The 25,906-nt window shown below is 71.6% G+C and carries 23 protein-coding genes and 1 pseudogene; 12 read left to right on the forward strand and 12 right to left on the reverse strand.

Annotated elements, in window-relative coordinates:
- Positions 1 to 10: 10 nt before the first annotated feature.
- Positions 11 to 652, forward strand: coding sequence for a PadR family transcriptional regulator (locus ACWC94_RS19060; protein WP_450797800.1), 642 nt, complete (start codon positions 11 to 13; stop codon positions 650 to 652).
- A gap of 41 nt (positions 653 to 693) precedes the next feature.
- Positions 694 to 1,167: pseudogene (locus tag ACWC94_RS19065) on the forward strand (ATP-binding cassette domain-containing protein); the annotation flags it as partial.
- Here ACWC94_RS19065 and ACWC94_RS19070 read toward each other — a convergent pair.
- Complete coding sequence (locus ACWC94_RS19070; RefSeq protein WP_450797801.1) at positions 1,127 to 2,536, reverse strand: glutamate decarboxylase; 1,410 nt, start codon at positions 2,534 to 2,536, stop codon at positions 1,127 to 1,129. The pseudogene ACWC94_RS19065 and the gene ACWC94_RS19070 overlap by 41 nt on opposite strands.
- A 26-nt stretch (positions 2,537 to 2,562) precedes the next feature.
- On the reverse strand, positions 2,563 to 3,852 hold the full coding sequence (locus tag ACWC94_RS19075; RefSeq protein ID WP_450797802.1) for an ion channel protein: 1,290 nt from the start codon (positions 3,850 to 3,852) through the stop codon (positions 2,563 to 2,565).
- A gap of 123 nt (positions 3,853 to 3,975) precedes the next feature.
- On the opposite strand from ACWC94_RS19075, the gene ACWC94_RS19080 reads away from it, so the two are divergent.
- Positions 3,976 to 4,746 carry a MerR family transcriptional regulator gene (locus tag ACWC94_RS19080; protein WP_450797803.1) on the forward strand — a complete coding sequence of 257 codons (771 nt, stop codon included), beginning with the start codon at positions 3,976 to 3,978 and terminating at the stop codon, positions 4,744 to 4,746.
- 27 nt (positions 4,747 to 4,773) lie between these two features.
- On the opposite strand, the gene ACWC94_RS19085 is transcribed toward ACWC94_RS19080, so the two are convergent.
- Positions 4,774 to 5,139, reverse strand: a complete 366-nt coding sequence (locus ACWC94_RS19085; protein ID WP_450797805.1) for a YbjQ family protein — start codon at positions 5,137 to 5,139, stop codon at positions 4,774 to 4,776.
- Between the two features lie 139 nt (positions 5,140 to 5,278).
- Between ACWC94_RS19085 and ACWC94_RS19090 the strand changes: the two genes are divergently transcribed.
- On the forward strand, positions 5,279 to 6,205 hold the full coding sequence (locus tag ACWC94_RS19090) for a DedA family protein (protein ID WP_450797806.1): 927 nt from the start codon (positions 5,279 to 5,281) through the stop codon (positions 6,203 to 6,205).
- Positions 6,206 to 6,256: 51 nt separating this feature from the next.
- Here the strand turns inward: ACWC94_RS19090 and ACWC94_RS19095 are convergent, their stop codons facing one another.
- On the reverse strand, positions 6,257 to 7,912 hold the full coding sequence (locus ACWC94_RS19095) for a threonine/serine ThrE exporter family protein (RefSeq protein WP_450797807.1): 1,656 nt from the start codon (positions 7,910 to 7,912) through the stop codon (positions 6,257 to 6,259).
- Positions 7,913 to 8,029: 117 nt separating this feature from the next.
- Positions 8,030 to 8,521, reverse strand: a complete 492-nt coding sequence (locus tag ACWC94_RS19100) for an inorganic diphosphatase (protein ID WP_053656495.1) — start codon at positions 8,519 to 8,521, stop codon at positions 8,030 to 8,032.
- A 124-nt stretch (positions 8,522 to 8,645) separates the two neighbouring features.
- Here ACWC94_RS19100 and dacB point away from each other — a divergent pair, with 124 nt between their 5' ends.
- From dacB to folE, 6 genes are all read left to right on the forward strand, one after another.
- On the forward strand, positions 8,646 to 10,223 hold the full coding sequence (gene dacB / locus ACWC94_RS19105; protein WP_450797808.1) for a D-alanyl-D-alanine carboxypeptidase/D-alanyl-D-alanine endopeptidase: 1,578 nt from the start codon (positions 8,646 to 8,648) through the stop codon (positions 10,221 to 10,223).
- A gap of 122 nt (positions 10,224 to 10,345) precedes the next feature.
- The gene (locus tag ACWC94_RS19110) at positions 10,346 to 11,479 is read left to right on the forward strand and encodes a zinc-dependent metalloprotease (RefSeq protein WP_450797809.1); all 1,134 of its coding nucleotides are present in this window, start codon (positions 10,346 to 10,348) and stop codon (positions 11,477 to 11,479) included.
- Positions 11,480 to 11,670: 191 nt separating this feature from the next.
- Positions 11,671 to 12,729 (forward strand): tRNA lysidine(34) synthetase TilS, encoded by a 1,059-nt coding sequence (gene tilS / locus ACWC94_RS19115; RefSeq protein WP_450797810.1) that lies wholly within the window; start codon positions 11,671 to 11,673, stop codon positions 12,727 to 12,729.
- A gap of 48 nt (positions 12,730 to 12,777) precedes the next feature.
- The gene (gene hpt / locus ACWC94_RS19120; protein WP_031165039.1) at positions 12,778 to 13,338 is read left to right on the forward strand and encodes a hypoxanthine phosphoribosyltransferase; all 561 of its coding nucleotides are present in this window, start codon (positions 12,778 to 12,780) and stop codon (positions 13,336 to 13,338) included.
- A 216-nt stretch (positions 13,339 to 13,554) separates the two neighbouring features.
- Positions 13,555 to 15,594: an ATP-dependent zinc metalloprotease FtsH gene (ftsH, locus tag ACWC94_RS19125; RefSeq protein ID WP_450797811.1), complete on the forward strand. Its 2,040-nt coding sequence runs from the start codon at positions 13,555 to 13,557 to the stop codon at positions 15,592 to 15,594.
- Positions 15,595 to 15,727: 133 nt separating this feature from the next.
- Positions 15,728 to 16,333 (forward strand): GTP cyclohydrolase I FolE, encoded by a 606-nt coding sequence (gene folE / locus ACWC94_RS19130; RefSeq protein ID WP_450797812.1) that lies wholly within the window; start codon positions 15,728 to 15,730, stop codon positions 16,331 to 16,333.
- A gap of 24 nt (positions 16,334 to 16,357) precedes the next feature.
- On the opposite strand, the gene ACWC94_RS19135 is transcribed toward folE, so the two are convergent.
- The 6 genes from ACWC94_RS19135 to ACWC94_RS19160 form a co-directional block, all read right to left on the reverse strand.
- Positions 16,358 to 16,846 (reverse strand): DUF3180 domain-containing protein, encoded by a 489-nt coding sequence (locus ACWC94_RS19135; RefSeq protein ID WP_450797813.1) that lies wholly within the window; start codon positions 16,844 to 16,846, stop codon positions 16,358 to 16,360.
- A gap of 72 nt (positions 16,847 to 16,918) precedes the next feature.
- Positions 16,919 to 17,530, reverse strand: coding sequence for a 2-amino-4-hydroxy-6-hydroxymethyldihydropteridine diphosphokinase (gene folK / locus ACWC94_RS19140; protein WP_450797814.1), 612 nt, complete (start codon positions 17,528 to 17,530; stop codon positions 16,919 to 16,921).
- Positions 17,527 to 17,886 carry a dihydroneopterin aldolase gene (folB, locus tag ACWC94_RS19145; RefSeq protein WP_450790001.1) on the reverse strand — a complete coding sequence of 120 codons (360 nt, stop codon included), beginning with the start codon at positions 17,884 to 17,886 and terminating at the stop codon, positions 17,527 to 17,529. Before folB ends, folK begins: the two co-directional genes overlap by 4 nt.
- 248 nt (positions 17,887 to 18,134) lie before the next feature.
- Positions 18,135 to 18,668 carry a nuclear transport factor 2 family protein gene (locus ACWC94_RS19150; protein ID WP_450797815.1) on the reverse strand — a complete coding sequence of 178 codons (534 nt, stop codon included), beginning with the start codon at positions 18,666 to 18,668 and terminating at the stop codon, positions 18,135 to 18,137.
- On the reverse strand, positions 18,665 to 19,690 hold the full coding sequence (gene folP / locus ACWC94_RS19155; protein ID WP_450797816.1) for a dihydropteroate synthase: 1,026 nt from the start codon (positions 19,688 to 19,690) through the stop codon (positions 18,665 to 18,667). The genes ACWC94_RS19150 and folP overlap by 4 nt, the downstream gene beginning before the upstream one ends.
- Positions 19,691 to 19,833: 143 nt before the next feature.
- On the reverse strand, positions 19,834 to 21,648 hold the full coding sequence (locus ACWC94_RS19160; RefSeq protein ID WP_450797817.1) for a phosphatidylglycerol lysyltransferase domain-containing protein: 1,815 nt from the start codon (positions 21,646 to 21,648) through the stop codon (positions 19,834 to 19,836).
- A gap of 227 nt (positions 21,649 to 21,875) precedes the next feature.
- On the opposite strand from ACWC94_RS19160, the gene ACWC94_RS19165 reads away from it, so the two are divergent.
- Together ACWC94_RS19165 and ACWC94_RS19170 are read left to right on the forward strand one after the other, a co-directional pair.
- A complete protein-coding gene (locus ACWC94_RS19165) occupies positions 21,876 to 23,003 on the forward strand; it encodes an alpha/beta hydrolase (RefSeq protein WP_450797818.1) in 1,128 nt (375 codons plus the stop codon).
- 97 nt (positions 23,004 to 23,100) lie between these two features.
- Complete coding sequence (locus ACWC94_RS19170; protein WP_450797819.1) at positions 23,101 to 24,510, forward strand: hypothetical protein; 1,410 nt, start codon at positions 23,101 to 23,103, stop codon at positions 24,508 to 24,510.
- A 57-nt stretch (positions 24,511 to 24,567) separates the two neighbouring features.
- On the opposite strand, the gene ACWC94_RS19175 is transcribed toward ACWC94_RS19170, so the two are convergent.
- On the reverse strand, positions 24,568 to 25,905 hold the full coding sequence (locus ACWC94_RS19175; protein WP_450797896.1) for a PH domain-containing protein: 1,338 nt from the start codon (positions 25,903 to 25,905) through the stop codon (positions 24,568 to 24,570).
- Position 25,906: the final 1 nt, after the last annotated feature.

Below are 25,906 nucleotides of genomic sequence, written 5' to 3' on the forward strand. Positions count from 1 at the left end.
CCTGGACCCCATGTCAGCGATCCGACTTCTCGTGCTGGGCGCGGTCCGCCAGCACGGGCGGGCCCACGGCTACCAGGTCCGCAACGACCTGGAGTACTGGGGCGCGCACGAGTGGTCCCACGCCAAACCGGGCTCGATCTACCACGCCCTGAAGCAGATGGCCAAGCAAGGGCTGCTGCACGCGCACGAGATCGCACCGTCCACGGCCGGCGGCCCGCCCCGCACCGAGTACGAGCTGACCGACAAGGGCACGCAGGAGTACGTCGCCCTGCTGCGCGACGCGCTGGTCACCTATGACCAGCGCGTCGACGTGAAGGCGGCGGCGATCGGCTTCATGGTCGACCTGCCGAGGTCCGAGGCGGTGGCGCTGCTGAAGGAGCGCATCCGCCGGATCGGGGCCTGGCGCTCCTCGGTCACCGAGCACTACGTGCCCGAGGGCGGCCCGGGACAGCTCGGCCACATCGGCGAGATCATGAACATGTGGGTGCACACGGCCGACTCCGAGGCCGAGTGGACCCATGGCCTCGTCGCGCGCGTCGAGAGCGGCGCCTACACGTTCGCGGGCGAGGGCGAACCGTTCGTCGGCGTGCTCGCCGAGGACGAGGAGAACCCGTATGCGACGGGGGAGCGGCATCCGGAGGACGGCCGCTGACCGGGCTCCACCTGCACGTCGCCCGGGGCACGGTGCACGCCGTACTCGGCCCCAACGGCGCGGGCAAGACGACCCTGGTCAGGATTCTGTCCACCCTGCTCCGGCCCGACGGCGGCCGCATCCGGGTCGCCGGGCACGACGCGTGCGCCGAAGCCCGCGCGGTGCGCCGGCGCATCGGTCTGCTCGGCCAGTACGCGGCACTGGACGAGCAGCTGGACGGCCGGCAGGACCTGGAGATGTTCGCCCGGCTGCACCATCTCGGCGCCCGCCACGCGCGCGTACGCGCCACCGAACTCCTGGAGCGCTTCGGCCTCACCGGCACCGGCCGCACCCCGGTCGCCCGCTACAGCGGTGGGATGCGCCGCCGCCTCGACCTCGCCGCGTCCCGTGGCCCCTCGTCCTGCTGGCGGTGTTCTTCCCGCCGGCGGTACGGAAGTTCGCCCGCCTCGGGCGGTAGCCCTAGGCCGACAGGGCCTAGTGGTGGAAGCCGGTGGCCGCCTGCTTGTCCCGGGTGAGCGGATGCGGCTGCCGGCGCAGCTCGGGCAGCAGGCGGGTCAGGTCGTCCAGGAACAGGTCGGCCAGGTCGTGCGAGAAGCCGTTGCGGCACACGATCCGCAGCACGGACAGGTCCTCGCGGTGCGGCGGGAAGGTGTACGCGGGCACCAGCCAGCCGCCCTCGCGCAGCCGCCGGGAGACGTCGAAGACGTCGTACGCCGTGACGTCGTCGGCCGTGGTCAGCGCGAACACCGGCAGCTCGTCGCCGTGCGTGAGCAGCCGGAAGTCGCCGAGCGCCGCGATCTTCCGCGCGAGCGAGGTCGCCACGTCCCGGGTCGACTGCTGCACCGCGCGGTAGCCCTCGCGGCCGAGACGCAGGAACGTGTAGTACTGGGCCACCACCTGGGCGCCGGGCCGGGAGAAGTTGAGAGCGAAGGTCGGCATGTCGCCGCCCAGGTAGTTGACCCGGAAGACCAGCTCCTCGGGCAGCGCCTCCCGGTCCCGCCACAGCGCCCAGCCGACCCCCGGGTACACCAGCCCGTACTTGTGCCCCGAGGCGTTGATCGAGGCCACGCGCGGCAGCCGGAAGTCCCACACCAGATCCGGGTCCAGGAAGGGCGCCACCATCCCGCCGGACGCGCCGTCCACGTGCACCGGCACGTCGAGCCCGGTCCGCTCCTGCAGGGCGTCCAGGGCGGCGCACAGCTCGGCGACCGGCTCGTAGGAGCCGTCGAACGTCGAGCCGAGGACGCCGACCACCCCGATGGTGTTCTCGTCGCACAGCTCGGCGGCGGCCTGCGGGTCCAGGTGGAACCGGTCGCCCTCCATGGGCACCAGCCGCGCCTCCACCTCCCAGAAGTTGCAGAACTTCTCCCAGCAGACCTGGACGTTGACGCCCATGACCAGATTGGGCCGGGCGGCGCCCGGATAGCGGTCGGCGTTGCGCCTCGCCCAGCGGCGCTTCAGCGCCATCCCGGCGAGCATGCACGCCTCGCTCGACCCGGTCGTGGAACAGCCGACGGCCGCCGACGGGTCCGGGGCGTTCCACAGGTCGGCGAGCATCGCCACACAGCGCCGCTCCAGCTCGGCGGTGCGCGGGTACTCGTCCTTGTCGATCATGTTCTTGTCCCGGCACTCCGCCATCAGCACCCCGGCCTGCGGCTCCATCCAGGTGGTGACGAAGGTGGCCAGGTTCAGCCGGGAGTTGCCGTCCAGCATCAGCTCGTCGTGCACCAGCTGGTACGCCGTGGACGGAGCCAGCGGCGCGTCCGGGAGCCGGTGCGTGGGCGGGGCCTCGGCCATGCCGCCGACCGGATTGGCCTCCCCGAAGAACGGGTTGACCGACATCGCCCGCTCCTCGTGCTTCGCGGAGCCTTTGTGCAGAGCCATGAACGTGCCTCCAGGGAAGGGTTCTTTCAGCGGACCGGGGTGCCGTCCTCGCGCAACTGCATCTGCGGGCGTCCTGTCACCAGCAGCCACGCCGGCAGCGACGCGATGCACAGCAGGGCGAGGGCGCCGGGCGAGACGACCAGGGCGGCGGCGGTGAACAGGCTCACCCAGCCCTGCCGGGTGACGGCCAGGAGCATGCCCAGGACGGCGGCCGAGACGCCCACCGCCGGATGCACGGCCGGAACGAGCGCGTGCGCGCACAGGCCGAGGGCGCTGCCGACGAAGACCGACGGGAAGATCCGGCCGCCCCGGAAGCCGCAGGACGCGGCGACGAGCAGCGCGGCCAGCTTCACGACCGCCATCCCGGCGAACTGCCCCGCCGACCAGCCGTCCGGACGGCTGGCCAGCTCCCCGGTCTGCGCCAGCCCCTTGAACAGCGTCAGAGGGCCGCCCAGCGCCCCCAGAGCGCCGAGGACCACCCCGCCGGCCGGAAGCATCAGCATCGGGTGCCGCAGCCGCTGGAAGGCCGCGTGGACGTACGGGAAGGCGTACACGGCGCACATGCCGCACAGCGCGGTGGCCGAGGCGATCACGAGGGCCCCCAGGACGTCCTTGCCGTCCGGGTGGCCCATGGGCGGGAGCCCCAGGTCCAAGCTCGGATGGGACACCAGGGTGGTCGTGACGGCCCCGCACGCCCCGGCGGTCAGCGGCGCGAACAGGTTGTCCCACAGCCGTCCGCGCATCGGACGCCCGGCCAGCGCCTCGGAGATGACCAGCGCCGCCGCCACCGGCGTGCCGAACAGCGCGCCGATCGTCGCCGACTCGGCCAGCACCGGCCACAGGCTGCCCTGCGTCCGGGGCATCAGACGTGTGCCGAGCCAGGCGGCGAGGCCCACGTTCACGGCGATGATCGGGTTCTCCGGGCCGAGGCTCGGGCCGCCGGCCAGCATCAGCCCGGTCGCCAGCACCAGGCCGGGCAGCACGACCGGCGCCATGACCGGGGCGTTCAGGCCGACGGTCGCCGGATCGGGACCGGCGTGGCCCGGCACCTTCCAGACCACCAGCCCGACGGCGATCCCGGTCGACACGAGCATGACGAACGTCCACAGCACCGAGTAGCGCCCCACCCCGAGGGCGTCCGGTAACGGCCCCCACAGCACGTGCGCGAACTCCTCCGCCGCGGTGCTGACCCCGACGAAGACCAGGCTGGCGGCCACGCCCACCACCACGGCGGGAAGGATGAGGGGCAGCAGGGCCCGTGCCGGGGCCGTGGGAGCGGTCGCGGGCGTCCGCGGCGCGTCGGTTTCCTGGGCCACGGGCTCACCATAAGCGGACGAAATGCGCACAACATCTCGAACGTCCTGGATGGCAACCGGCTTGCACCTCACGTGACGTGAGGCCTCAGCGTGGACGGCGTACCGACGACAAGGAGCGGAAAAGTGAGCTACTCCGTGGGACAGGTCGCGGGGTTCGCCGGGGTCACGGTGCGCACCCTGCACCACTACGACGAGATCGGCCTGCTCGTCCCCAGCGAGCGCACGTACGCCGGCCACCGGCGCTACAACGACGCCGACCTCGACCGGCTCCAGCAGATCCTGTTCTACCGGGAGCTCGGCTTCCCGCTCGACGAGGTCGCGGCTCTGCTCGACGACCCGGACGTGGACCCGCGCGCACACCTGCGCCGCCAGCACGAACTGCTGACCGCCCGGATCGAGAAGCTGCAGAAGATGGCCGCGGCCGTGGAGCACGCCATGGAGGCACGCACGATGGGGATCAATCTGACGCCGGAGGAGCGGTTCGAGGTCTTCGGGGACAAGGACCCCTTCAAGGAGGGGTACACCGAGGAGGCCGAGCAGCGCTGGGGCGACACGGAGGCGTGGGCCGAGTCCCAGCGCCGCGCCGCCAGCTACACCAAGGAGGACTGGAAGCGGATCAAGGCCGAGGTCGACGACTGGCAGGAGCGGTACGCCGCGCTGGTGGCCGGCGGCGAGCAGCCGTCCGGCGAGGCGGCCATGGACATGGCGGAGGAGCACCGGCAGCACATGAACAGGTGGTTCTTCGAGGTCCCGTACGAGATGCACCGGTGCTTCGCGGAGATGTACGTCTCCGACGAGCGCTTCAAGGCGTTCTACGACTCCATGCACCCCGGGCTCGCCGAGCACCTGCGCGAGGCGATCCTCGCCAACGCCGACCGGCACACCACCTCCTGAGCGGTCCGGGCCCGGGAGTGCGCGGGTTCACTCCCGGGCCAGGACCACCGCCGTGCCGTAGGCGCACACCTCGGTGCCGACGTCGGCGGCCTCGGTCACATCGAACCGGAACGCCAGCACCCCGTTGGCGCCACGCGCGCGTGCCTGCTCCACCAGGCGTTCCATGGCCTGGTTGCGGGTCTGCACGAGCGTCTTGGTGAGCCCCTTCAGCTCGCCGCCGATCATCGACTTCAGCCCGGCGCCGATCTGGCTGCCGAGATGCCGCGACCGCACGGTGAGCCCGAACACCTCGCCGATCACCTGCTGCACCCGGTATCCGGGCACGTCGTTCGAGGTCACGACCAGCACGTCCGACTGGGGTACCTGGCCGCCGCCGTAGTCATCGAGTCCCATGCGTCACAGCCTTCTCCCAGTCGTCCCCCAGCGCATCCCGGGGGCACCCGTGGAACCTGGGGCGGTCACCTCACGTTGATAGCTTTGTGCGGCCGTACCCGGATGCCGTAGCCGCCTTGACCCCCTGGAGCCCGGACCCGTGATGACACTCGCCCTCGGCCCGAGCTGGCTCGATCCCAACTATCTGCTCGACACCTACAGCATCTGGGGCCTGCTGCTCATCGTCTTCGCCGAGTCCGGCCTGCTCATCGGCTTCTTCCTGCCGGGTGACTCGCTGCTGTTCACCTGCGGCCTGCTGATCACGTCGCACAAGATGGACTTCCCGCTGTGGGGTGCGGTCGGCCTCATCTGCCTCGCCGCGATACTCGGCGACCAGGCGGGCTACCTGTTCGGCAAGAAGGTCGGCCCGTCCCTGTTCAACCGCCCCGACTCGCGCCTGTTCAAGCAGGAGAACGTCACCAAGGCACACGAGTTCTTCGAGAAGTACGGCCCGAAGTCCCTGGTCCTGGCCCGCTTCGTGCCCATCGTGCGCACGTTCACGCCGATCATCGCCGGCGTCAGCGGCATGAAGTACCGCTCGTTCCTGGTCTTCAACATCATCGGTGGCGTCCTGTGGGGTGCGGGCGTCACCCTGCTCGGCTCCTGGCTCGGCAACATCGACGTCGTCAAGAACAACATCGAGGCGATCCTGATCCTGATCGTCCTCGTCTCCGTGATCCCGGTCGCCATCGAGGTCCTCCGGGCCCGCGGCAAGCAGAAGAAGGCCCCGCAGCCGACACCCCGGCCGTCCCGCCCGGTTCCCCCGGCCATGGACACCGAGACCACCCAGCTGCGCCGCATCGAGCCGGACCAGCCGTACGGCGACCCGTACGAGCAGCCGTACCAGCAGCAGGAGCAGCAGGAGCAGCAGTACTGGAACCAGGGCGGCTACGACAACCAGTACGACCAGCACTACGGCCGGCAGCAGTACCCGCCGCAGCAGTCCTACGGGGAGCAGCAGCCGTACGGCCAGCAGCAGTACGACCAGCACCAGCACCAGTACCCGTACGGCTACCGCCAGCAGTAGCCGGCCCGGGGGCCCGGGGAGCCACGCGAGCAGCCCACCGCGCACCCGCCCCTAGAACCCCCGGGTCCGCTTGGCGGCCCTCCGCTTCCCGGCGGAGCCGATCCTCAGGAACAGCCGGAAGATCTCCGACCCCAGATTGACCCCGATGGCGATGGCGATGGCCAGCGACGCCGCGTTGGCCAGCGACACCAGCCCCTTGTTCACCTCGTTCTGCGCCATGTTCAGCAGCCCGAAGTAGGTGGCCGAACCGGGCAGCAGCGGCCCGATCGCGGCCGTCGTGTACGGCAGGGCCGACGCGAACCGGTACCGCGACAGCAGCTGCCCGAACAGCCCGACCAGCCCCGCCGCAACGGCCGTGGACGCCACCGGCGAGATGTCGGCGACGTAGTGCATCGCGCCGTACACCGACCACGCGACACCCCCGTTGAGCGTCACCCACAGCACGGTCGAACGTTCCTGCTGCAGCAGGACCGCGAACGTCAGCGACAGCAGCATGGACGCCGCGATCTGCACCAGCGGCCGTTCGTTGATGATGAGCGCCGCGTCCGGGTTCAGCTTGCCGCCGACCTTCACGCCGAAGTACAGGACGACCAGCACGCCGGTGACGATGCCGACGAAGAAGTACATGACCTCCAGCAGACGCGCGGAGGCGGTGATGTAGAAGCCCGTCAGACCGTCCTGCACACCCGCCACCAGCGCGCGCCCGGGCAGCAGCGCGAACAGTCCACCGGTGACGACGGCGGACGCCTTCACGTCGACGTGCGCCAGCGCGAACGCCACCCCGATCGCCGCGGGCGGCATCGCGGCCACCGTGAACTGGTAGAACTCCGGCAGCCCGCGCCCCGCGCACAGCCAGGCCAGCCGGTCGCCGAGCATCGCGCCGACGGCCGCCGCGACGAACACGATCAGGTCACCGCCGACCAGGACGGAGGCCGCACCGGCGAGCAGACCGCTGGCGAGGGTCAGCGCCCAGCCCGGGTAGGGGTGCCGGTTGCGGCGGATCTCCGCCAGCCGCCGGTAGGCCTCCTCCAGGGAGACATGGGTCTCCGGGTCGGTCAGGTCGTCCACCAGCCGGAACACGGCCGCCAGCCGCGTGTAGTCGGTGCCCCGCCGCCGTACCGTCCGCGACGCCGTCACCGGGTCCTCCACCAGCGACGGCTGGTGCGAGATCGACAGCAGCGTGAAGGTGACGTTCGGCTCACAGCGGTCCAGGCCGTAGGAGCGGCACACCGCGAACATGGCGGCCTCCACGTCCTCCGCGCCCTCGCCGCCGGCCAGCAGCAGCTCGCCGATGCGCAGGGTCAGGTCGAGCACACGGGGTACGGCCGGGACACCCTCCTCCTCGCGCTGCACCGGCTCCGGCGCGGGCCGCTCGGCCACCGGCATGCGCAGCATCGTGCGCATCCGGTCCTGCCAGGGCGCGTCCTTGACCAGGCTGACCAGCGGCACCCCGGTTGCCGGGGTGAACGCCACAGGGGCGTCCTTGGCGCTGTAGGTGCGCGGCAGGCTGAACGCCGAGCCCTCCGGCTCGGGGCTCGGCGGCTGTGGAGCCTCCAGTCCCTTCGGCACGGCGAACTCGGACGTGGTCTCCGGCTCACCGGTGCCCTCGGGGACCTCGATGCCCTCCGGAATGGCGAACTCGGACGTGATCTCCGGGTCGTACCGCGCCTCGTCCGACCGGGGCTTGCGGTCCTCCGCCTCCGTCACCTCGCACCGCTCCCTGAACGACACCTTCCGTACGGCTCAGTATGCGCACAGGTATACGAGGAAAACGCAAACGGGCCGCACGCGTGCGCGTACGGCCCGTTCAGAAGCGCGCGACGGTCAGTGACCGCCCTGCTCCTCGAAGCGCTTGTACGACCGCTCGATCTCCGCCTCGGCGTCCGTGCGGCCCACCCAGTTGGCACCCTCGACCGACTTGCCGGGCTCCAGGTCCTTGTACACCTCGAAGAAGTGCTGGATCTCCAGGCGGTCGAACTCCGACACGTGGTGGATGTCGCGCAGGTGCTCCACCCGCGGGTCGGTGGCCGGAACGCACAGCAGCTTGTCGTCGCCGCCCGCCTCGTCCGTCATGCGGAACATGCCGATCGCGCGGCACTTGATCAGGCAACCCGGGAAGGTCGGCTCGTCCAGGATGACCAGCGCGTCCAGCGGGTCGCCGTCCTCGCCGAGGGTGTTCTCGACGAAGCCGTAGTCGGTCGGGTAGGCGGTCGAGGTGAAGAGACGACGGTCCAGGCGGATCCGACCGGACTCGTGATCCACCTCGTACTTGTTGCGCGAACCCTTCGGGATCTCGATCGTGACGTCGAACTCCACCGGTGGCTCCTCCATGATCAGCACATAGTTCTGGTGGTTAAGTGTCCCTCACGCAGGTGTGTGATCGCGAAAGGGGCTGGTGGTCGTGCCAGAGCTGAGGCCTTGGCGGGCTGCGAGACCGCAGGTGGAGCGGATCGCGGGCGCCGTACGACCGCGTCTGGCGCGGGCCGTGACGGCCGCGAAGCCGCGGGTCGCGCGGTTGACGCGGGCCCTGCGGACCCGGCCCGCCCGCCTGCCCCGTCGGCAGGCGGTCAGGACCTGGCAGTACACCGCGGGCGCCGCCACCGCCGGCCTCGCGCTCGCCGCCGGTGTGGTGACCGCGGCGGGCCCCTGGGACGCCAACGGTCAGCGTACGGCCGAGCGGGACCGTGCCGCGGCTCCGGAGCGGCCGGGTGGCACAGATCACGGCCGCTCCGGCACGGCATCCGGTGCGGGACCCCGGCCCGCGCCGAGCGCCGGGCCCGTCCTGGCGGCCCTGGGCGGCCCGGCGGACGCCCCCGGCGCCGAGAAGGCCGCGCCCGGCGCAAAGCCCCTCCGGGACGTCCTGGGGCCCCTCCTGGGCGCCTCCGCGCTGGGTGGCGACCACGGGGCGGCCGTCGTGGACGTGGCCACCGGCAAGCGGCTGTACGGCACCGAATCCGGCAAGGGGTTCACCCCCGCCTCCACCACCAAGATCGCCACCGCCGTCGCCGCGCTGTCCGCCCTGGGCCCCGACGACCGCCTCACCACCCGCGCCGCCCTCGAACCCGACACCGGCGAACTCGTCCTCGTCGGCGGCGGCGACCCCACCCTCACCGCCCGCCCGACGACCCGGGACGCCGGGAGCGGGGAACACTGGGCCGACCTGCGCGCACTGGCCGCGGACACCGCGCGGGCGCTCCACAGGCGCGGCATCCGCAAGGTCACGCTCTCCTACGACACCACCCTCTACGCCGGCCCCGCCCTGCACGCCATCGGCGTCAACACCAACCTCGCGCCCGTCAGCGCCCTGACCGTCGACGAGGGCCGCACCGACGGCTCGACCCACGGCCCCGCGCCCCGCGTGAGCGACCCGGCGAAGGACGCGGCCGGCAAGTTCGCGGCCCTCCTCAAGGCCGCCGGCATCACCACCACACCCCCCGGCCCCTCCAAGGCCACCACGCGCGCGCAGACCCTCGCCACGGTCTCCTCACCCCCGCTGTCCGCCCTGGTCGAGCGGATGCTGACCAACAGCGACAACGACATCGCCGAGCACCTGGCCCGCCATACGGCCCTCGCCAGCGGCGAACCCGGCAGCTTCGACGGCGGCGCCAAGGCGATCTCCGCGCGGCTGACCAAGCTGGGCCTGCCGATGGCAGGCGCCTCCTTCCACGACGGCAGCGGCCTCAACCGTGACGACAGGCTCACCGCCGACCTCCTCACCGCCCTCCTGGTCACGGCCGGCGACCCCGGCCGCCCCGGCCTGCGCCCCGTCCTCACCGGCCTGCCCGTGGCCGGATTCACCGGCACCCTCACCCACCGTTACACCGACGGCCCCGCCGGCGTCATCCGCGCCAAGACCGGCACCCTGACCGGCGTCAACACCCTGGCGGGCACGGTCGTCGACACCGACGGCCGCCTCCTGGCCTTCGCCTTCCTGGCGTCCGGCACCACCGATCCCCTGGAGGCCCAGTCGGCCCTGGACGGAACCGCGACGGCACTGGCGGGCTGCGGCTGCCGCTGACCGCCCCGCGGCGGCCACCGCCGCCGCGGGCCCCGGCATCCCCGCGGGCCCGCCCAACGCCCCAGCCCCACCAACCCCTCGTACCCTGCCTCAACCCGCACCGCTCACGTACGGTTGTCAACATGACTGGCTTCGGTGGCACCGCATCTCCCGGGATGGTCGACTGGAACCTCGCGGTGGCAACCGCGACACGGCTCGTACGGCCGGGCCCGGACGTCAGTCGCGACGAGGCCCGCGCCGTCGTCGCGGAGCTGCGCCGGCACGCCAAGGCCTCGGAGGGACACGTCCGGGGCTTCACTCGTATGGGCACCGAGGACACCCACGACACCCCCGTCCTCGTCGTCGACCGCCCCGGCTGGGTCCGCGCCAACGTCGCCGGCTTCCGCGAGATCCTCAAACCGCTCCTGGAGAAGATGCAGGAACGGCGCGCCGGCAACCCCGGCAGCGCGGTCCTCGGCACCGTCGGCGGCAAGGTCACCGGCGTGGAACTCGGCATGCTGCTGTCGTTCCTGTCCTCCCGCGTCCTCGGCCAGTACGAGACCTTCGCCCCCGCCACCCGCGACCTGCCCGCCGGCGAGAACGGCGGCGGCCGCCTCCTCCTCGTCGCCCCCAACATCGTCCACGTCGAGCGTGAACTCGACGTCGACCCGCACGATTTCCGCCTGTGGGTGTGCCTGCACGAGGAGACCCACCGCACCCAGTTCACGGCCGTGCCCTGGCTGCGCGACCACCTGGAGGGCGAAATCCAGTCGTTCTTGGCGGAGACCGACGTCGACCCGATGACCTTCCTGGAGCGCATCAGGGAGGCCGCGCAGTCCCTCGCCGGAGGCCGCCCCGAGGGCGAGGAGGAGAACGGCGGCCGGTCCTTCGTGGAGCTGGTGCAGACCCCCGCCCAGCGCGAGATCCTCGGCCGTCTCACCGCCGTGATGTCCCTGCTGGAGGGGCACGCCGACTACGTCATGGACGGCGTCGGACCCAGCGTCGTACCGACCGTGGCCGAGATCCGCGAGAAGTTCCAGCAGCGCCGCGCCAAGGGTGCCTCCCGACTCGACATCGCCCTGCGCAAGCTGCTGGGTCTGGATGCCAAACTGAGGCAGTACCGGGACGGCGAGCGGTTCGTACGGGCCGTCGTCGAACAGGTCGGCACCGACGGCTTCAACCGCGTGTGGACCTCGCCCAACACCCTCCCGACCAAGGCCGAGATCGCCAAACCCGCGGACTGGGTCGCACGGGTGCACCGCAAGGCCGAATCGTGAACGGCACGGACACGTCGTGAGTGGAATCCGGCCGACGGCAGGCGAACGCCCCTCCAATCACCCGTCCGAGGGACCGTGAGCCATGCGTAGGCGTGCAATGCTCGGGGAACGGCCCGCTTCTGTCACCATCTACACACTCTGAGTGACCGGCTCGGGCTCACCCCCCGAAAACTTCATGAAGGGAACCGGACATGGGTCCCCATCCTGCGGTCGCGGCGATACGCCTGGCGGTCCGCCGCGTCCTCCACGACATCCTCAACGACCACCCCAGCCTCGCCGGTGCCGGCGCCCGGCAGTCCTTCGGCGCGCGCCCGGACCGGACGGCCGAGCGGCCCCCCTCCCCGCTCGTGCTCGTCGCGTGCTCCGGCGGCGCCGACTCCATGGCCCTCGCCTCCGCCCTCGCCTTCGAGGCACCCAAGCTCGGCATCCGCGCCGGCGGCGTCACCGTCGACCACGCCCTGCAGCCCGGCTCCGACCTCCGCGCCGACGAGGTCGTCCTGCGCCTGCGTGAACTCGGCCTCGCGCCGGTCGAGTCCGTCGCCGTGACCGTCGGCCGCGAAGGCGGCCCGGAAGCCGCCGCCCGCGACGCCCGCTACGCCGCCCTCGACGACGTCGCCGAACGCCACGGCGCCGCCGCGGTCCTCCTCGGCCACACCCGCGACGACCAGGCCGAAACCGTCCTGCTGGGCCTCGCCCGCGGCTCCGGCATCCGCTCCCTGTCCGGCATGGCGGCGGTCTCGGGGGCCGCCGGCCGCTACCGGCGCCCCTTCCTCGAACTCGACCGGCAGACCGCCCGCAAGGCCTGCATGGTCCAGTCCCTCCCCGTCTGGGACGATCCTCACAACGCCGACCCCGCCTACACCCGCTCCCGGCTGAGGCACGAAGGCCTCCCCGCCCTGGAGAAGGCCCTCGGCAAAGGGGTCGTGGAGGCGCTCGCCCGCACCGCCCAGCTCTCCCGCGACGACGCCGACGCCCTCGACGCCTGGGCCAGCCAGGCCGAGTCCTCCGTACGGGACGCCGCGGGCCTGCTGGAGTGCGCCAAGCTCTACGCCCTCCCGCCCGCCGTACGCCGCCGGATCCTGCGCCGCGCCGCCATCGAGGCCGGTGCCCCGGCCGGTTCGCTGTTCGCCCGCCACATCGAGGAAGTCGACCGCCTGATCACCGGCTGGCGCGGCCAGGGAGCCATCAATCTCCCGGGCAGGGTCGTCGCCCGTCGACAGGGTGGCAGACTGGTGATTCGGCAAGGCTGAATCCTTACCCCTACGAGGGGTGAGCGGCCGGTGGGACGACCGAAAGTGATGCGGGTGGACGCGAAAGACATGGGTGCCGACCTCCAGCAGGTGCTCATCACCAAGGAAGAGATCGACGCGAAGCTGGCCGAGCTGGCCGCGAAGATCGACGCGGAGTACGCGGGCAAGGACCTGCTCATCGTCGGCGTCCTCAAGGGCGCCGTGATGGTCATGGCCGACCTCGCCCGGGCGCTGTCCACCCCCGTCACCATGGACTGGATGGCCGTGTCCTCCTACGGCGCGGGCACCCAGTCCTCCGGTGTCGTGCGGATCCTCAAGGACCTCGACACCGACATCAAGGGCAAGCACGTCCTGATCGTCGAGGACATCATCGACTCCGGCCTGACCCTGTCCTGGCTGATCAACAACCTCGGCTCCCGCGAGCCCGCCTCCCTGAAGGTGTGCACGCTGCTGCGCAAGCCGGACGCCGCGAAGGTCGCCATCGACGTCGAGTGGGTCGGCTTCGACATCCCGAACGAGTTCGTCGTCGGCTACGGCCTCGACTACGCCGAGAAGTACCGCAACCTTCCGTTCGTCGGTACGCTCGCGCCCCACGTCTACGGCGGCTGAGCCGGACCGGGTGGTGTGAGCCACTCGGCTCAAGCCTTGTAGGACGATCGGGAACCCCGGCGGGTTCCAGGCCGTTGAAGCATGCAGAGACGGGTTTCCCAGCCGGTCGAAGCGAACTTCGTGCGGCTTCGGACCACCACGCTGGGGTACCGTCAGAAGAACTGTCTTATCAAACTCACTATGGCAGGAGGGACGGGGCGGCACCGCTCCGTATGGATGGACGTGAAGCGATACTTCCGTGGGCCGGTCATGTGGATCGTGCTGGCCGTCCTTGCCGTGGTCGTGTTGATGCAGGTCGTCGGCTCGTCCGGCGGCTACAAGACGGTGGACACCGGCCAGGTCATTGCCGCGATCAATGACAACAGGGTCCAGTCGGCCAAGCTGACCACAGGCGACGAGCAGACCATCAAGGCCACCCTCAAGGACGGCCAGAAGGTCGACGGCAGCTCGAAGATCCAGGCGAGCTACATCGGCGACCAGGGTGTGACCGTCGCCGGCATGCTGCAGGACAAGTACCAGCACAAGCAGATCCCGGACGGCTACACGGTCTCGCCGTCCAAGCAGAACCCGTTCGTCGGCGTCCTGCTCTCCCTGCTGCCCTTCGTCCTGATCGTGGTCGTCTTCCTGTTCCTGATGAACCAGATGCAGGGCGGCGGCTCCCGGGTCATGAACTTCGGCAAGTCCAAGGCCAAGCTCATCACCAAGGACACCCCGAAGACGACCTTCTCCGACGTCGCCGGCTGCGACGAGGCCGTCGAGGAGCTCCACGAGATCAAGGAGTTCCTGCAGGAGCCGGCCAAGTTCCAGGCCGTCGGCGCCAAGATCCCCAAGGGTGTGCTGCTCTACGGCCGTCCCGGTACCGGTAAGACGCTGCTCGCGCGTGCCGTCGCCGGCGAGGCGGGCGTCCCCTTCTACTCGATCTCCGGTTCCGACTTCGTCGAGATGTTCGTCGGTGTCGGTGCCTCCCGGGTCCGTGACCTGTTCGAGCAGGCCAAGGCGAACGCCCCGGCGATCGTCTTCGTCGACGAGATCGACGCGGTCGGCCGCCACCGCGGCGCCGGCCTCGGCGGTGGTCACGACGAGCGCGAGCAGACGCTCAACCAGCTGCTCGTCGAGATGGACGGCTTCGACGTCAAGGGCGGCGTGATCCTCATCGCCGCCACGAACCGCCCGGACATCCTCGACCCGGCGCTGCTGCGCCCCGGCCGCTTCGACCGCCAGATCGCGGTCGACCCGCCGGACCTGCAGGGCCGCCTGGAGATCCTCAAGGTCCACCAGAAGGGCAAGCCGGTCGCGCACGACGTCGACCTGGCCGCCGTCGCCCGCCGCACCCCCGGCATGACGGGTGCCGACCTGGCGAACGTCCTCAACGAGGCGGCCCTGCTCACCGCCCGCGGTGACCAGAAGCTGATCGACAACAGGGCGCTGGACGAGGCGATCGACCGTGTGGTCGCGGGGCCGCAGAAGCGGACCCGGATCATGTCGGACAAGGAGAAGAAGATCACCGCGTACCACGAGGGCGGTCACGCCCTGGTCGCGGCGGCCTCCCCGAACTCCGACCCGGTCCACAAGATCACGATCCTGTCCCGCGGCCGTGCCCTCGGTTACACGATGGTCCTGCCCGACGAGGACAAGTACTCGACCACGCGCAACGAGATGCTCGACCAGCTCGCCTACATGCTGGGCGGTCGCGCCGCCGAGGAACTGGTCTTCCACGACCCGACCACCGGCGCCGCGAACGACATCGAGAAGGCCACCAACCTGGCCCGCGCGATGGTCACCCAGTACGGCATGACCGAGCGGCTCGGCGCCATCAAGTTCGGCGGCGACAACAGCGAGCCGTTCCTCGGACGTGAGATGGCTCACCAGCGCGACTACTCGGAAGAGGTCGCCGCACTGGTCGACGAAGAGGTCAAGAAGCTCATCGAGACCGCGCACAACGAGGCCTGGGAGATCCTGGTCGAGAACCGCGACGTGCTCGACCAGCTCGTCCTCCAGCTGCTGGAGAAGGAGACCCTGGGCAAGGAGGAGATCGCCGAGATCTTCGCCCCGATCCACAAGCGCCCGCCGCGGCCCGCGTGGACCGGCTCCTCCCGCCGCACCCCCTCCACCCGCCCGCCGGTGCTCTCTCCCAAGGAGCTGGCCCTGACCAACGGCGCGAACGGCGCGACGGCCGCCATCAGCACGGCCAAGTCCACCGCCACGGAATCCGCCCCGGTCACGGACCAGACCCCGGAGGACCGCCGGGAGAGCTGACCGCGTTTCGGCCATCAGGGCTGGAATGAACGCCGCGCACGCCAGGTTTTAGCCTGGAGGGCGCGGCGTTCGTATGTCCGCACACCGACGCGTGGCCTCCGGCCCGTGTAAGAGGCAAGGAACGAGGAACCAGATGACCGACCCCGTGACCCTGGACGGCGAGGGCAAGATCGGCGAGTTCGACGAGAAGCGCGCCGAGAACGCCGTGCGGGAGCTGCTGATCGCGGTCGGCGAGGACCCGGACCGGGAGGGCCTGCGGGAGACGCCGGCCCGGGTGGCGCGGGCGTACAAGGAGATCTTCGCGGGCCTGTGGCAGAAGCCCGAGGACGTGCTGACGACGACGTTCGACCTGGGGCACGACGAGATGGTGCTCGTGAAGGACATCGAGGTCTACAGCACCTGTGAGCACCATCTGGTCCCGTTCAGGGGTGTCGCCCACGTCGGCTATATCCCGTCCGTCACCGGGAAGATCACCGGCCTGTCCAAGCTGGCCCGCCTGGTGGACGTCTATGCCCGCCGGCCGCAGGTGCAGGAACGACTCACGACGCAGATCGCGGACTCCCTGATGGAGATCCTGGAACCGCGGGGCGTCATCGTGGTCATCGAGTGCGAGCACATGTGCATGTCCATGCGCGGCATTCGCAAGCCCGGGGCGAAGACCATAACGTCCGCCGTGCGCGGTCAGCTGAGGGACGCGGCGACGCGGAACGAGGCCATGAGCCTGATCATGGCGCGCTGAACCGGTGCTCCGGGAAACCGGCGGTCATGCTGCCGGTTCCGCTCCCGGGTGGTTCTGGTCCTCGTCCTCCGGGAGTTTGCACACCCGCTCCAGGAACAGGGCCGCCGCTATGACCCCGATGCCCGCGAGGACCGAGAAGCCGGCGTAGATGGCCTGGTCGCGGCGGGCGGGGATGTCGAGGAGTTCCAGGAGGAACACGCCCGTGCCGCCGTACATGCCGGCGACCAGGGCGGCGACCAGGGCGCTGGCCTGGCCGAAGACGACCGCGCGGGCGGCCATCAGCGGGTCGACGCCCTTCGCTCCGGGCCGGCGCTCGCGCTGGGCCTTGAAGCGGGCGCGCAGCGAGAGGGCCGTGGAGAGCAGGACCACGGCGATCAGGGCGAGGACGATGGGGGCGGCCAGGGGGACGCTGGGAAGGGTCCCGATCGAGTTCCAGAGGCGGGCGCCCGCCCAGGACAGGACGCCGGCGACGACGAACACGCCCGCCAGCACCCTGATGCGCAGCTCTCTCACGGTGTCCCTTCAGCTCCCCCGGACCGGTCCGGACGGCGGTCGCTCACGACCTTGTCGTCTTGACCTTAACGACTACTCGGGCAGTCGGAGTTCCAGGTCCGCGCGGGGTTCGACGCCGGCGCGGGTGAGGGCCGACAGCAGATCGGCCACCGGGCCACGGCCGGGCAGCTGGGCCTGCGGGTCCACGTCGTGCCAGGGCGCCAGCACGAAGGCGCGCTCATGGGCGCGCGGGTGGGGCAGGGTGAGGTGCGGGTCGTCGGAGGTGACGTCGGCGTAGGCGACGATGTCGACGTCCAGCGTGCGCGGGCCCCAGTGCTCGTCGCGGACGCGTTTGTACGCCTCCTCGATGGCGTGCGCCCGCTCCAGCAGGGAGGACGGAGGCAGGGTGGTCTTGAGGGCCACGACCGCGTTGAAGTACGACGGCTGGCTGCCGGGCTCGACGCCCCAGGGCTCGGTCTCGTACACCGGGGAGACGGCCTTCACACGGACCCCGGGGGTGTCCTCCAGGGCGTCGACGGCGCCCTGAAGGGTCTCCAGGCGGTTGCCGAGGTTGGCGCCGATCGAGATCACGGCCCACTTCGGGTTCTGCAGGGTCGTGTCCGCGGCGTCGACCTGTTCGACGACCGAGGCGGGCACCGGCTGGACGGTCGGGTCGCTGTGACCCTGCAGGAAAGGTCGGGTCATACTCGGCTCCGGGTGATGGTGACGGTCACGTCGTCGAAGGGAACGGTGATCGGCGCGTCCGGCTTGTGGACGCAGACCTCGACCTCCTGGACCCCTTCGTGCTTCAGGCAGGTCTGGGCGATCCGCTCGGCGAGGGTCTCGATGAGGTTCACCGGCTCGCCCTCGACCACGGCCACGACCTCTTCGGCCACGATGCCGTAGTGCGCGGTCTTCGCCAGATCGTCGTCGGCCGCGGCCGGCCGGGTGTCCAGCCCCAGGACGAGGTCGACGATGAAGGTCTGGCCCTCCTCGCGTTCCTTGGGGAACACACCGTGGTGCCCGCGGGCCTTGAGGCCGCGCAGCGCGACACGATCCACGCGAATCACTCCTGCAATCGTCGGGAAGGACCGGTCCGTACCGCGTGCGGGCGGCACACCGGCCTCAGACGAATCTACCTGCGGGCACTGACAAAGCCGGGCTGCAGGGCGCGGGCCCGGGCCGGGACCACGAGGGTTCATCTCGTGTTTCCCTGGGAAAACCCGGCCTTGTCATGGGTTGGTAGCGGCTCCTACCCCGGGGTAGGTGATTCCAACCACTTCTTGCTCCTCCGGTGGCGCCCTTCCGCTCAGGCGAGGGGTCCGTCGTCCGGATTCACGCCGTTGACGCCGCTCTCGCCGTCCTCGTCATCGCTCTCCGCCAGCACGGGGGAGGCGTGGTGCGACCAGAGCTTCCAGCCGGAGGGCGTGCGCCGGAACACGTTCGTGGCGACGACGAGCTGGCCGACCAGCGGCCCCAGTTCCGCGCCGTCCTCGGGTGCGGGGCCGCCGCTGAGGATGTTCTCGCTGCAGGTGACGAGGGCGGTGTCGCCGGTGACGGAGACGTGCACGTCGGTGAGGAAGAACTGGATGTAGTCGGTGTGGGCCATGATCAGGGCGTACGACCTGAGGACCTCGCCGCGGCCGGTGAGCACCGGCCAGCCGGGGTGGACGCAGGAGATCACGCCGGTGTCCGCCGGGTCGTGGTACTCCTCGTCCACGCCCAGGTCGGCGGGGGTGAGCCAGAGCGAGGACAACTCCTCGAAGTCGCCGCGTTCCATCGCCTCGTAGAAGGCGGTGTTGGCGGCCTCCACCTGCTCGACGTCGGTATGGGGGGCGCTCACCGGGCTTCTGCCGCCCCCCGCTCGCCACCAGCGCCAGGTGCACGTCCACTACCGCGCCCCGCGCCCGCACCACCGTGCGCCCCGCGCTCACCCTCCGCGTCCGGCGCGCGCCCTTCCTCGGGCGCCCTGCCCGCATCTCGCGCGCTCGGCGTGGACCCGGCCATCCGCGCCTGTTCCACGGCGCGCGCGACCCGTACCGCGTCCGCGGTGGCGCGTACCTCGTGCACGCGCACTGCCCACGCGCCGGAGTGCGCCGCGAGTGCGGAGACGGCGGCCGTGGCGGCGTCACGCTCCCGGGCCGGCGGGGGTGCGCCCTCCGGGCCGGCGAGGACGCGGCCGAGGAACCGCTTGCGGGAGGCGGCCACGAGCAGGGGGTGGCCGAGGGCGCGCAGACGGTCGAGGTGCGCGAGGAGGGCGAGGTCGTGCTCGGCCTCCTTGGAGAAGCCGAGGCCCGGGTCGACGACGATGCGGTCGGGGGCGATGCCGCCGGCGAGGACGGCCTCCACGCGCGCGTGCAGCTCGTCCACGACTTCGCCGACGACGTCGTCGTAGACGCCCTTGGCGTTGCCGCCGTGGAGGAAGCCGCGCCAGTGCATGACGACGAACGGGGCGCCCGCGGCGGCGACGACCGGGATCATCGCGGGGTCGGCGAGGCCGCCGCTGACGTCGTTGACGAGGGCGGCGCCGGCCGCCAGGGACTGTTCGGCGACGGAGGCGCGCATGGTGTCGACGGAGACGACGACGCCTTCGGCGGCGAGGCCGCGGACGACCGGGATGACGCGCCTGAGCTCCTCGGCCTCGTCCACCCGGGTGGCGCCGGGGCGGGTGGACTCGCCGCCGACGTCGACCAGGTCCGCGCCTTCGGAGACGAGGTCCAGGCCGTGTTTGACGGCGACGGTCGTGTCGAACCAGCGGCCGCCGTCGGAGAAGGAATCGGGGGTCACGTTGACGACACCCATGACCGCGCACCGGTCCCATGCCGGAAGGCCCGCCACCTGGCCGCGCCCGCTGAGGTTGTTCATACGTTCAGCGTAGGCCCAGGAGGAGGACGCGAACGCGCGGCGGCCCGGGCGGGAGCCCCTGTGCTGGAGGGGGTGGGGTGCCCGCCCGGGCCCGTCCTGGCCGCGCCCTACGGTCATGCGGCTCTCACCGTGTCCTGCGCGCATCAGGCCGCGCGGACGTCTCTTTCCGCGACGGCGTGCGCGCAGGGGCGCTCGGCCGCCGTCCTGCGCCGGCGCAGGAAGCGCGGGAGCGGCAGCGCGAAGTTCACGAAGCCCTCCGCCTGCATGGCGGCGAAGCCGATGCGGGGCAGGTCGGCGGAGTGCCGGTAGACCACGAAGCGGGGCTCCCAGCGGGGCTGGAACTTGGCGTTGAACTTGTACAGCGACTCGATCTGGAACCAGCGCGAGAGGAACACGAGCAGCCCGCGCCAGGCGCGCAGTACCGGACCGGCGCCGATCTTCTCGCCGCGCGCGAGGGCGGAGCGGAACATCGCGAAGTTCAGTGAGACGCGGGCGATGCCGAACTTCGGGGCGGCCTGCAGGGCGGCGACGATCAGCAGCTCGTTCATGCCCGGGTCCGCGCTGCGGTCACGGCGCATCAGGTCGAGCGAGGCGCCGTCCTTGCCCCAGGGCACGAAGTGCAGGACCGCCTTCAGGTCGCCGTACTCGCCGGGTTCGTCGTCCTGCTTGTGGGCGGTGGCGATCAGACAGTCGCCGTCGGTGGGGTCACCGATCCGGCCGAGCGCCATGGAGAAGCCGCGCTCGGTGTCGGTGCCCCGCCAGTCCTCCGCCGCCCGGCGGATGCGCTCCAGCTCGGTGTCGCCGAGGTCACGGATGCGCCGTACCCGGGTTTCGTAGCCGGCTCGCTCGATGCGCTTGACCATTTGTCGCACGTTGCGCATCGCGCGTCCGGCGAGGGAGAAATCCGCGACGTCCACCACCGCCTCGTCGCCCAGTTCCAGGGCGTCCAGGCCGGTCTCACGGGTCCACACCTCGCCGCCCGTCTCCGAGCAGCCCATGACGGCCGGGGTCCAGGAGTGCGCCTTGGCCTCGTCCATGAAGCGCTCGATGGCGCCGGGCCAGGCCTCGACGTCGCCGATGGGGTCGCCGCTGGCGAGCATCACGCCGGAGACCACGCGGTAGGTGACCGCGGCCTTGCCGCTGGGGGAGAAGACGACCGCCTTGTCACGGCGCAGGGCGAAGTGGCCGAGGGAGTCGCGCCTGCCGTGCTTCTCCAGCAGGGCCCGCAGCTGGGCCTCGTCCTCCTCGGTGAGGCGGGCGGCCGGGTGCTCGGGGCGGAACGCCAGATAGATGGTGGTGACGGCGGTGATCCAGCCGAGGGCGCCGAGGGAGAAGGCGACGGTCCACGACGTGTTGCCCTGGTAGTCGACCGGACCCTCGAAGCCGAACAGGCCGTAGACCACGTGCGTGAGCCGGTCGGCGAGGCTCGGGTCCCCGACCGTCCGGTGCGGGTGGACGCTGACGATGACGAGCCCGAGGAAGAGCGAACCGGCGCTCATGAGGACGAAGTTGGCGAGCGCGCGCCACCTGCTGCGCGGGTCGGGCAGCGCCGCGAACTGGTCACGATGGAGCAGCAGCGGCGCGAGCAGCGCGACGGCGATCAGCACGCCGACGACCGAGTGCCGGTACGCGAACTGTGCCACCGCGCCCACCGGCAGCAGCGCGACCGCGGCGCGCCACGCCCGGCGTTTGCGCCGTTTGAGCCCGTGCGCGAGCAGCAGCAACAGCACGCCGGTGCTCAGCGAGAGGGCGGCGGCGAAGGGGCCGAACGAGCCCGGCAGCACCTCGGCGATGGCGTGCATACGGCTGTGCCGGAAGCGCGGGAACACACCCGCGGCAATGTCCAGGAGGCCCACGAGAGCGGCAGCCCTGCCGACCAGGGCGGGAACGGCCTCGGGCTGCGGGCCGCGCAGTATGCGCCGCGCCCGGCTTGATCGACTCGGAACCTCGCCCGACATTTCCCCATCTATCCTGACAGACATCGCATCCCGTAGTTCTGCGAGAGACCTTGAACCCGGGCCCGAGCGGGCATCCGGCGACATTGCGCCCTCTAGGACGGTGTCTTGGGGAGAGAGGTTCACTCCCCACCGGAAAGTCGGGTCAAAGGCCAAGGAAAGCCCCGGGCAAGCCCTCGCGACCAAGCATGGGCGGGTGCCGGGCGGAAAGCGCAGGCAGGTAACAGCCCATGGGTCTCACGAGCAACAAAGTGCTGGTGCTGGCGATCTTTCTCGCCGCCGTACTGTTCGTCGGCACGGTGTGGCTGTGGCCGCGACTGGCCCGGCAGAGCTGGCGGACGGTCAGCGGACGGGTCGGACTGCTGCTCGGTACACAGCTGATGCTTTTCGCCTCCGTGGGCCTCGCCGCCAACCAGGCCTTCGGTTTCTACGCCAGTTGGGCCGATTTGTTCGGCCAGGAGACGGACCAGGGTGTCGTCGTCGACCACGCGCCGGGCGGCGGCACCGGCGGCCCGGTCCAGGTGCTCTCGTCGTCCGGCATCCCGGGCACCAACGGTCACGGGCCGCAGGCGACCGGGCAGGTCCAGAAGGTCGACATCACCGGCCGGCGCAGCCGCATCGCCACGCCGGCGTACGTCTACCTGCCGCCGGAGTACTTCCAGCCGCAGTACCGCACGCGTACGTTCCCGGCGGCGGTCGTCCTGACCGGCTACCCGGGTACGGCGCAGGCGCTGGTGAACAGGCTGAACTACCCGCGCACGGCACAGCAGCTGGCCAAGGACGGGAAGATGCAGCCGATGATTCTGGTGATGCTGCGGCCGACCGTGGCGCCGCCGCGGGACACCGAGTGCGTGGACGTCCCGGGCGGCCCGCAGACAGAAACGTTTTTTGCGCAGGACCTGCCGGAAGCCGTCGGGGCGCACTACCGGGTCGGCAAGCGGCCCGGCAGCTGGGGCGTCATCGGTGATTCCACGGGCGGCTACTGCGCGCTCAAGCTCGCCATGCACCACCCCGACGCGTACGCGGCCGCCGCGGGCCTGTCGCCCTACTACAAGGCACCGATCGACCCCACCACCGGCGACCTCTTCCACGGCGACAAGAAACTGCAGAACCGCGCCGACCTGCAGTGGCTGCTCCAGCACGAGCAGGCACCGGACACCTCGCTGCTCGTCACCAGCAGCAAGGTCGGCGAGCACAACTACAAGGCCACGCTCAAGTTCATCGCGAGCGTGCAGGCCACGAACCTGACCCGGATATCGTCGATCATCCTCGACAGTGGCGGCCACAACTTCAACACCTGGCGGCGCGAGATCCCACCGACGCTGCAGTGGATGAGCGGGCGGCTCACCGACCGCTGAGCCGCCGTGCCCCTGACGCCCTGTGAAGCCGGTGTCGTGGCCGGGTTTTTACGGGGCGGGGGTCCGCGATTCGCCTACGCGCGGTAAGTTTCTGGCCATGCCACGTGGACGCCACCGCCATTCACCACCCCTGCACCGGCTGTTGCCTCCGTCTGCGATCGCCGGTGTCTCCGTCGTCTGCGCGCTGGGTCCCTGGGCGTTCTCCGAGGCCACGGTGTTGCGCGCACTGGCCGCCGCCGCCGCCGCGACCGCGGTCGTCGGCGCGGTCGTGATGCGCCGCTGGGACGCGCAGGCGGGCAAGCGGGTCGCCGAGCTGACACGCGCGCGTGTCGGTGACGAATGGCGGTACGAGGAGCGGGTCGCCGAACTGGAGACCGACCTGGAGGAGTCGCGCGAGCTGCGCGCGAAGCTGGAACAGCGGCTGCGTGCCAAGCGCGCGGAGCTGGCCGGCCTGCGCAACGAGCACGCGGCCCTGCTGCGCCGGTACGCCACGGCGGAGACCGAGCGCGCGACCGCCCTGGAAGGACGCCGGCTGCTGGAGATCGAGGCAGCCGTGCCGTCCTCCGCGCCCGCGCTGCCGCCCGCGCGCAGCGCCGAGCCGGAGCCGGCCGCGGTGGAGGAGGCGGACGGTGCCGCCGAGAAGACCGCGCTCGCCGGTGACGCCGCGGAGGACTCCGAGGTCTCCGGGGACGAGCCGGTGGCTTCCGCGGTGTTCTCGCCCGAGGGCGCCGGACTGTACCGGCAGGCCCTGACGGCCCTGGCCCGGTTCGACGGCGACGCCTCGGCCGACTCCGTGACGGAAGCCGCGGAAGCGCCGGCGCCCGCGGTCCCCGAAGCTCAGGCTGCCGGGGACACGGCCGGCAAGCCGGCCGCTCCCGAGGTCCGCGCAGCGGACGGCGACGAGGCCGACGCCGCTGCCGCCCCGGCGGGCAAGGCGGACGGACGTGGGTCCGAAGCGGACGGGACCGACTCCGTCGCCCCGGCGGAAGCCGCCGCGGCGGGCGCCCGGGAAGGCGCGGTGGAAGGCGTGACGGACGGCGACGGCGCCGGTGCCTCTCGGGGCGAGGCCGGTGCGCCGGCCGCCCAGGAGGACGAGGCGGAGGGGCAGTCCGGGGCGGCCGTCGGGCACGCGCGCGCGGCCGCCGCCCCCACGGCACCGGCCGAGCCCGCAGGGCCCGGGGCGCAGGCGCCCGCCGGGCACTTCACGGTGCCGACCGCGGTGGCCGTCGTACCGGCCGCGCCCGCGCGGCGCCCGGCGGTCGAGGGCGGCTTCGACTTCTTCGGCACGCAGAAGGGCGCACCCAAGGCCGCGCTGGACTCCGTGCAGAACGAGGATCTCGCCGACGTCGTCGGCGAGGAGGCCCTCGCCGTGCACAAGGCCGAGTCCGAGGCCGCGTTCAAGCAGGCCGACGCACAGTCGCAGGGCGTCGGCCAGGTCATCGACCTGACCGCGCACGACGAGACCGAGCAGATCGACGTGCAGAGGCTGCGCACCGCGGCTTCCTGAGCCCTCACCGGCCACAAGGACGACGAGGCCCGGCTTCCCGCACAAGGGAGCCGGGCCTCAGGTCATCCAGCGGTCCGGGCGGGCGCCCCGGCGGCCCGTACGGGACCTCTCCGCCTGGGCGTGCAGGAGCCGCGCTGCCTCCTGTGCGTCCCGCAGACGGGCCGTCACGGTCTTGTCGGCCCCGGTGTCCACATGGACGTCGGCGAGCCCCCAGAGCCGCCCCCAGGGTCCCTGACTCAGCCGTACGCTCTGCACCTTGGCGTGCGGGACCAGCGAGAGCCGGCGGCCCAGCAGGCCGTGCCGGGTGGCGAACACGGTGTCGGTGACCGCGAGCCGGTGGCCGCGCCACCACACCGGCACGCACCAGCGGGCCCGGACCGGGGGACCCGTCAGGGCCTGAGGCACCGTCACGCCCGGCAGCACGCGCGCGACGACCGACTCGGCGATCGGACGCGGGGCGACCGGCACCAGCACCGAGTTGTCGGACCCGGCCACGTCCAGCTCCACCCGCACCCAGCCGCGCCGCCGCCACAGCAGGGGCTCCACGATGCGCACGGTCTGCACCCGGCCGGGCGGGACCGTCTCATGCGTACGGTCGAGCAGCCCGTGGTCGATGCGCAGCCCGTCCGGTGACTCGCTCACCTTCCAGTCGAACTCGCCGGCGAACCGCCCCGCGCTGCTCGCGCCGGCCGCGCCCAGCAGCGGCAGGGCGGTCGCAACGACCGTCCACAGGTTGTCGGTGGTGAGCCACAGCACGGTCGGTACGACGACCGCGGCGCACAAAGAGCCCCAGGTGGCGCCCGTCAGCGCCAGGGAGAGCGCCAGCGCGCGCGGGGGCACGCGCAGCAGCTCGTGCGCCGGCGCCTCGCCGACTTCGCGCGCCGTCTCCGGTGCGAACCCCGCCGCGCGCGCGAGCAACTCCGCGCGCAGGGCACGCGCGTCCTGCTCACCCAGGAAGGCCAGTTCGTCCTTGTCGTCGGCGCCCACGACGTCGATCCGCAGCTTGGCGACGCCCGCCACGCGCGCGAGGAGGGGACGGGAGACGTCCACGGCCTGGATGCGCTCCAGCCGGATGTGCGCGGTGCGCCGGAACAACAGACCGGTGCGGATGCGCAGTTCGGTGTCGGTGACCGCGAAGTGCGTGAACCACCAGGACAGGAAACCGTAGAGGCCGGCCACCGGCACCAGCACGGCGAGGCCCAGCAGCAGCACGGTGGTGGTCAGCCGTTCCAGCTGCTGCTGCGTCGTGTCCGGGTCGTGCACCGCCCATCCGGCGAGTACGGCGATCGGCGCCCACGCCCGCCGGAAAGGCGTGACGGGATGCAGGCGGCGCTCGATCACGGCCGCGCGCCCCTCATCCACCGGGGCGCCGTCTCTGTGGTCTGCGGCGGCTATG

This window comes from Streptomyces sp. NPDC001135 (genome assembly GCF_053598395.1).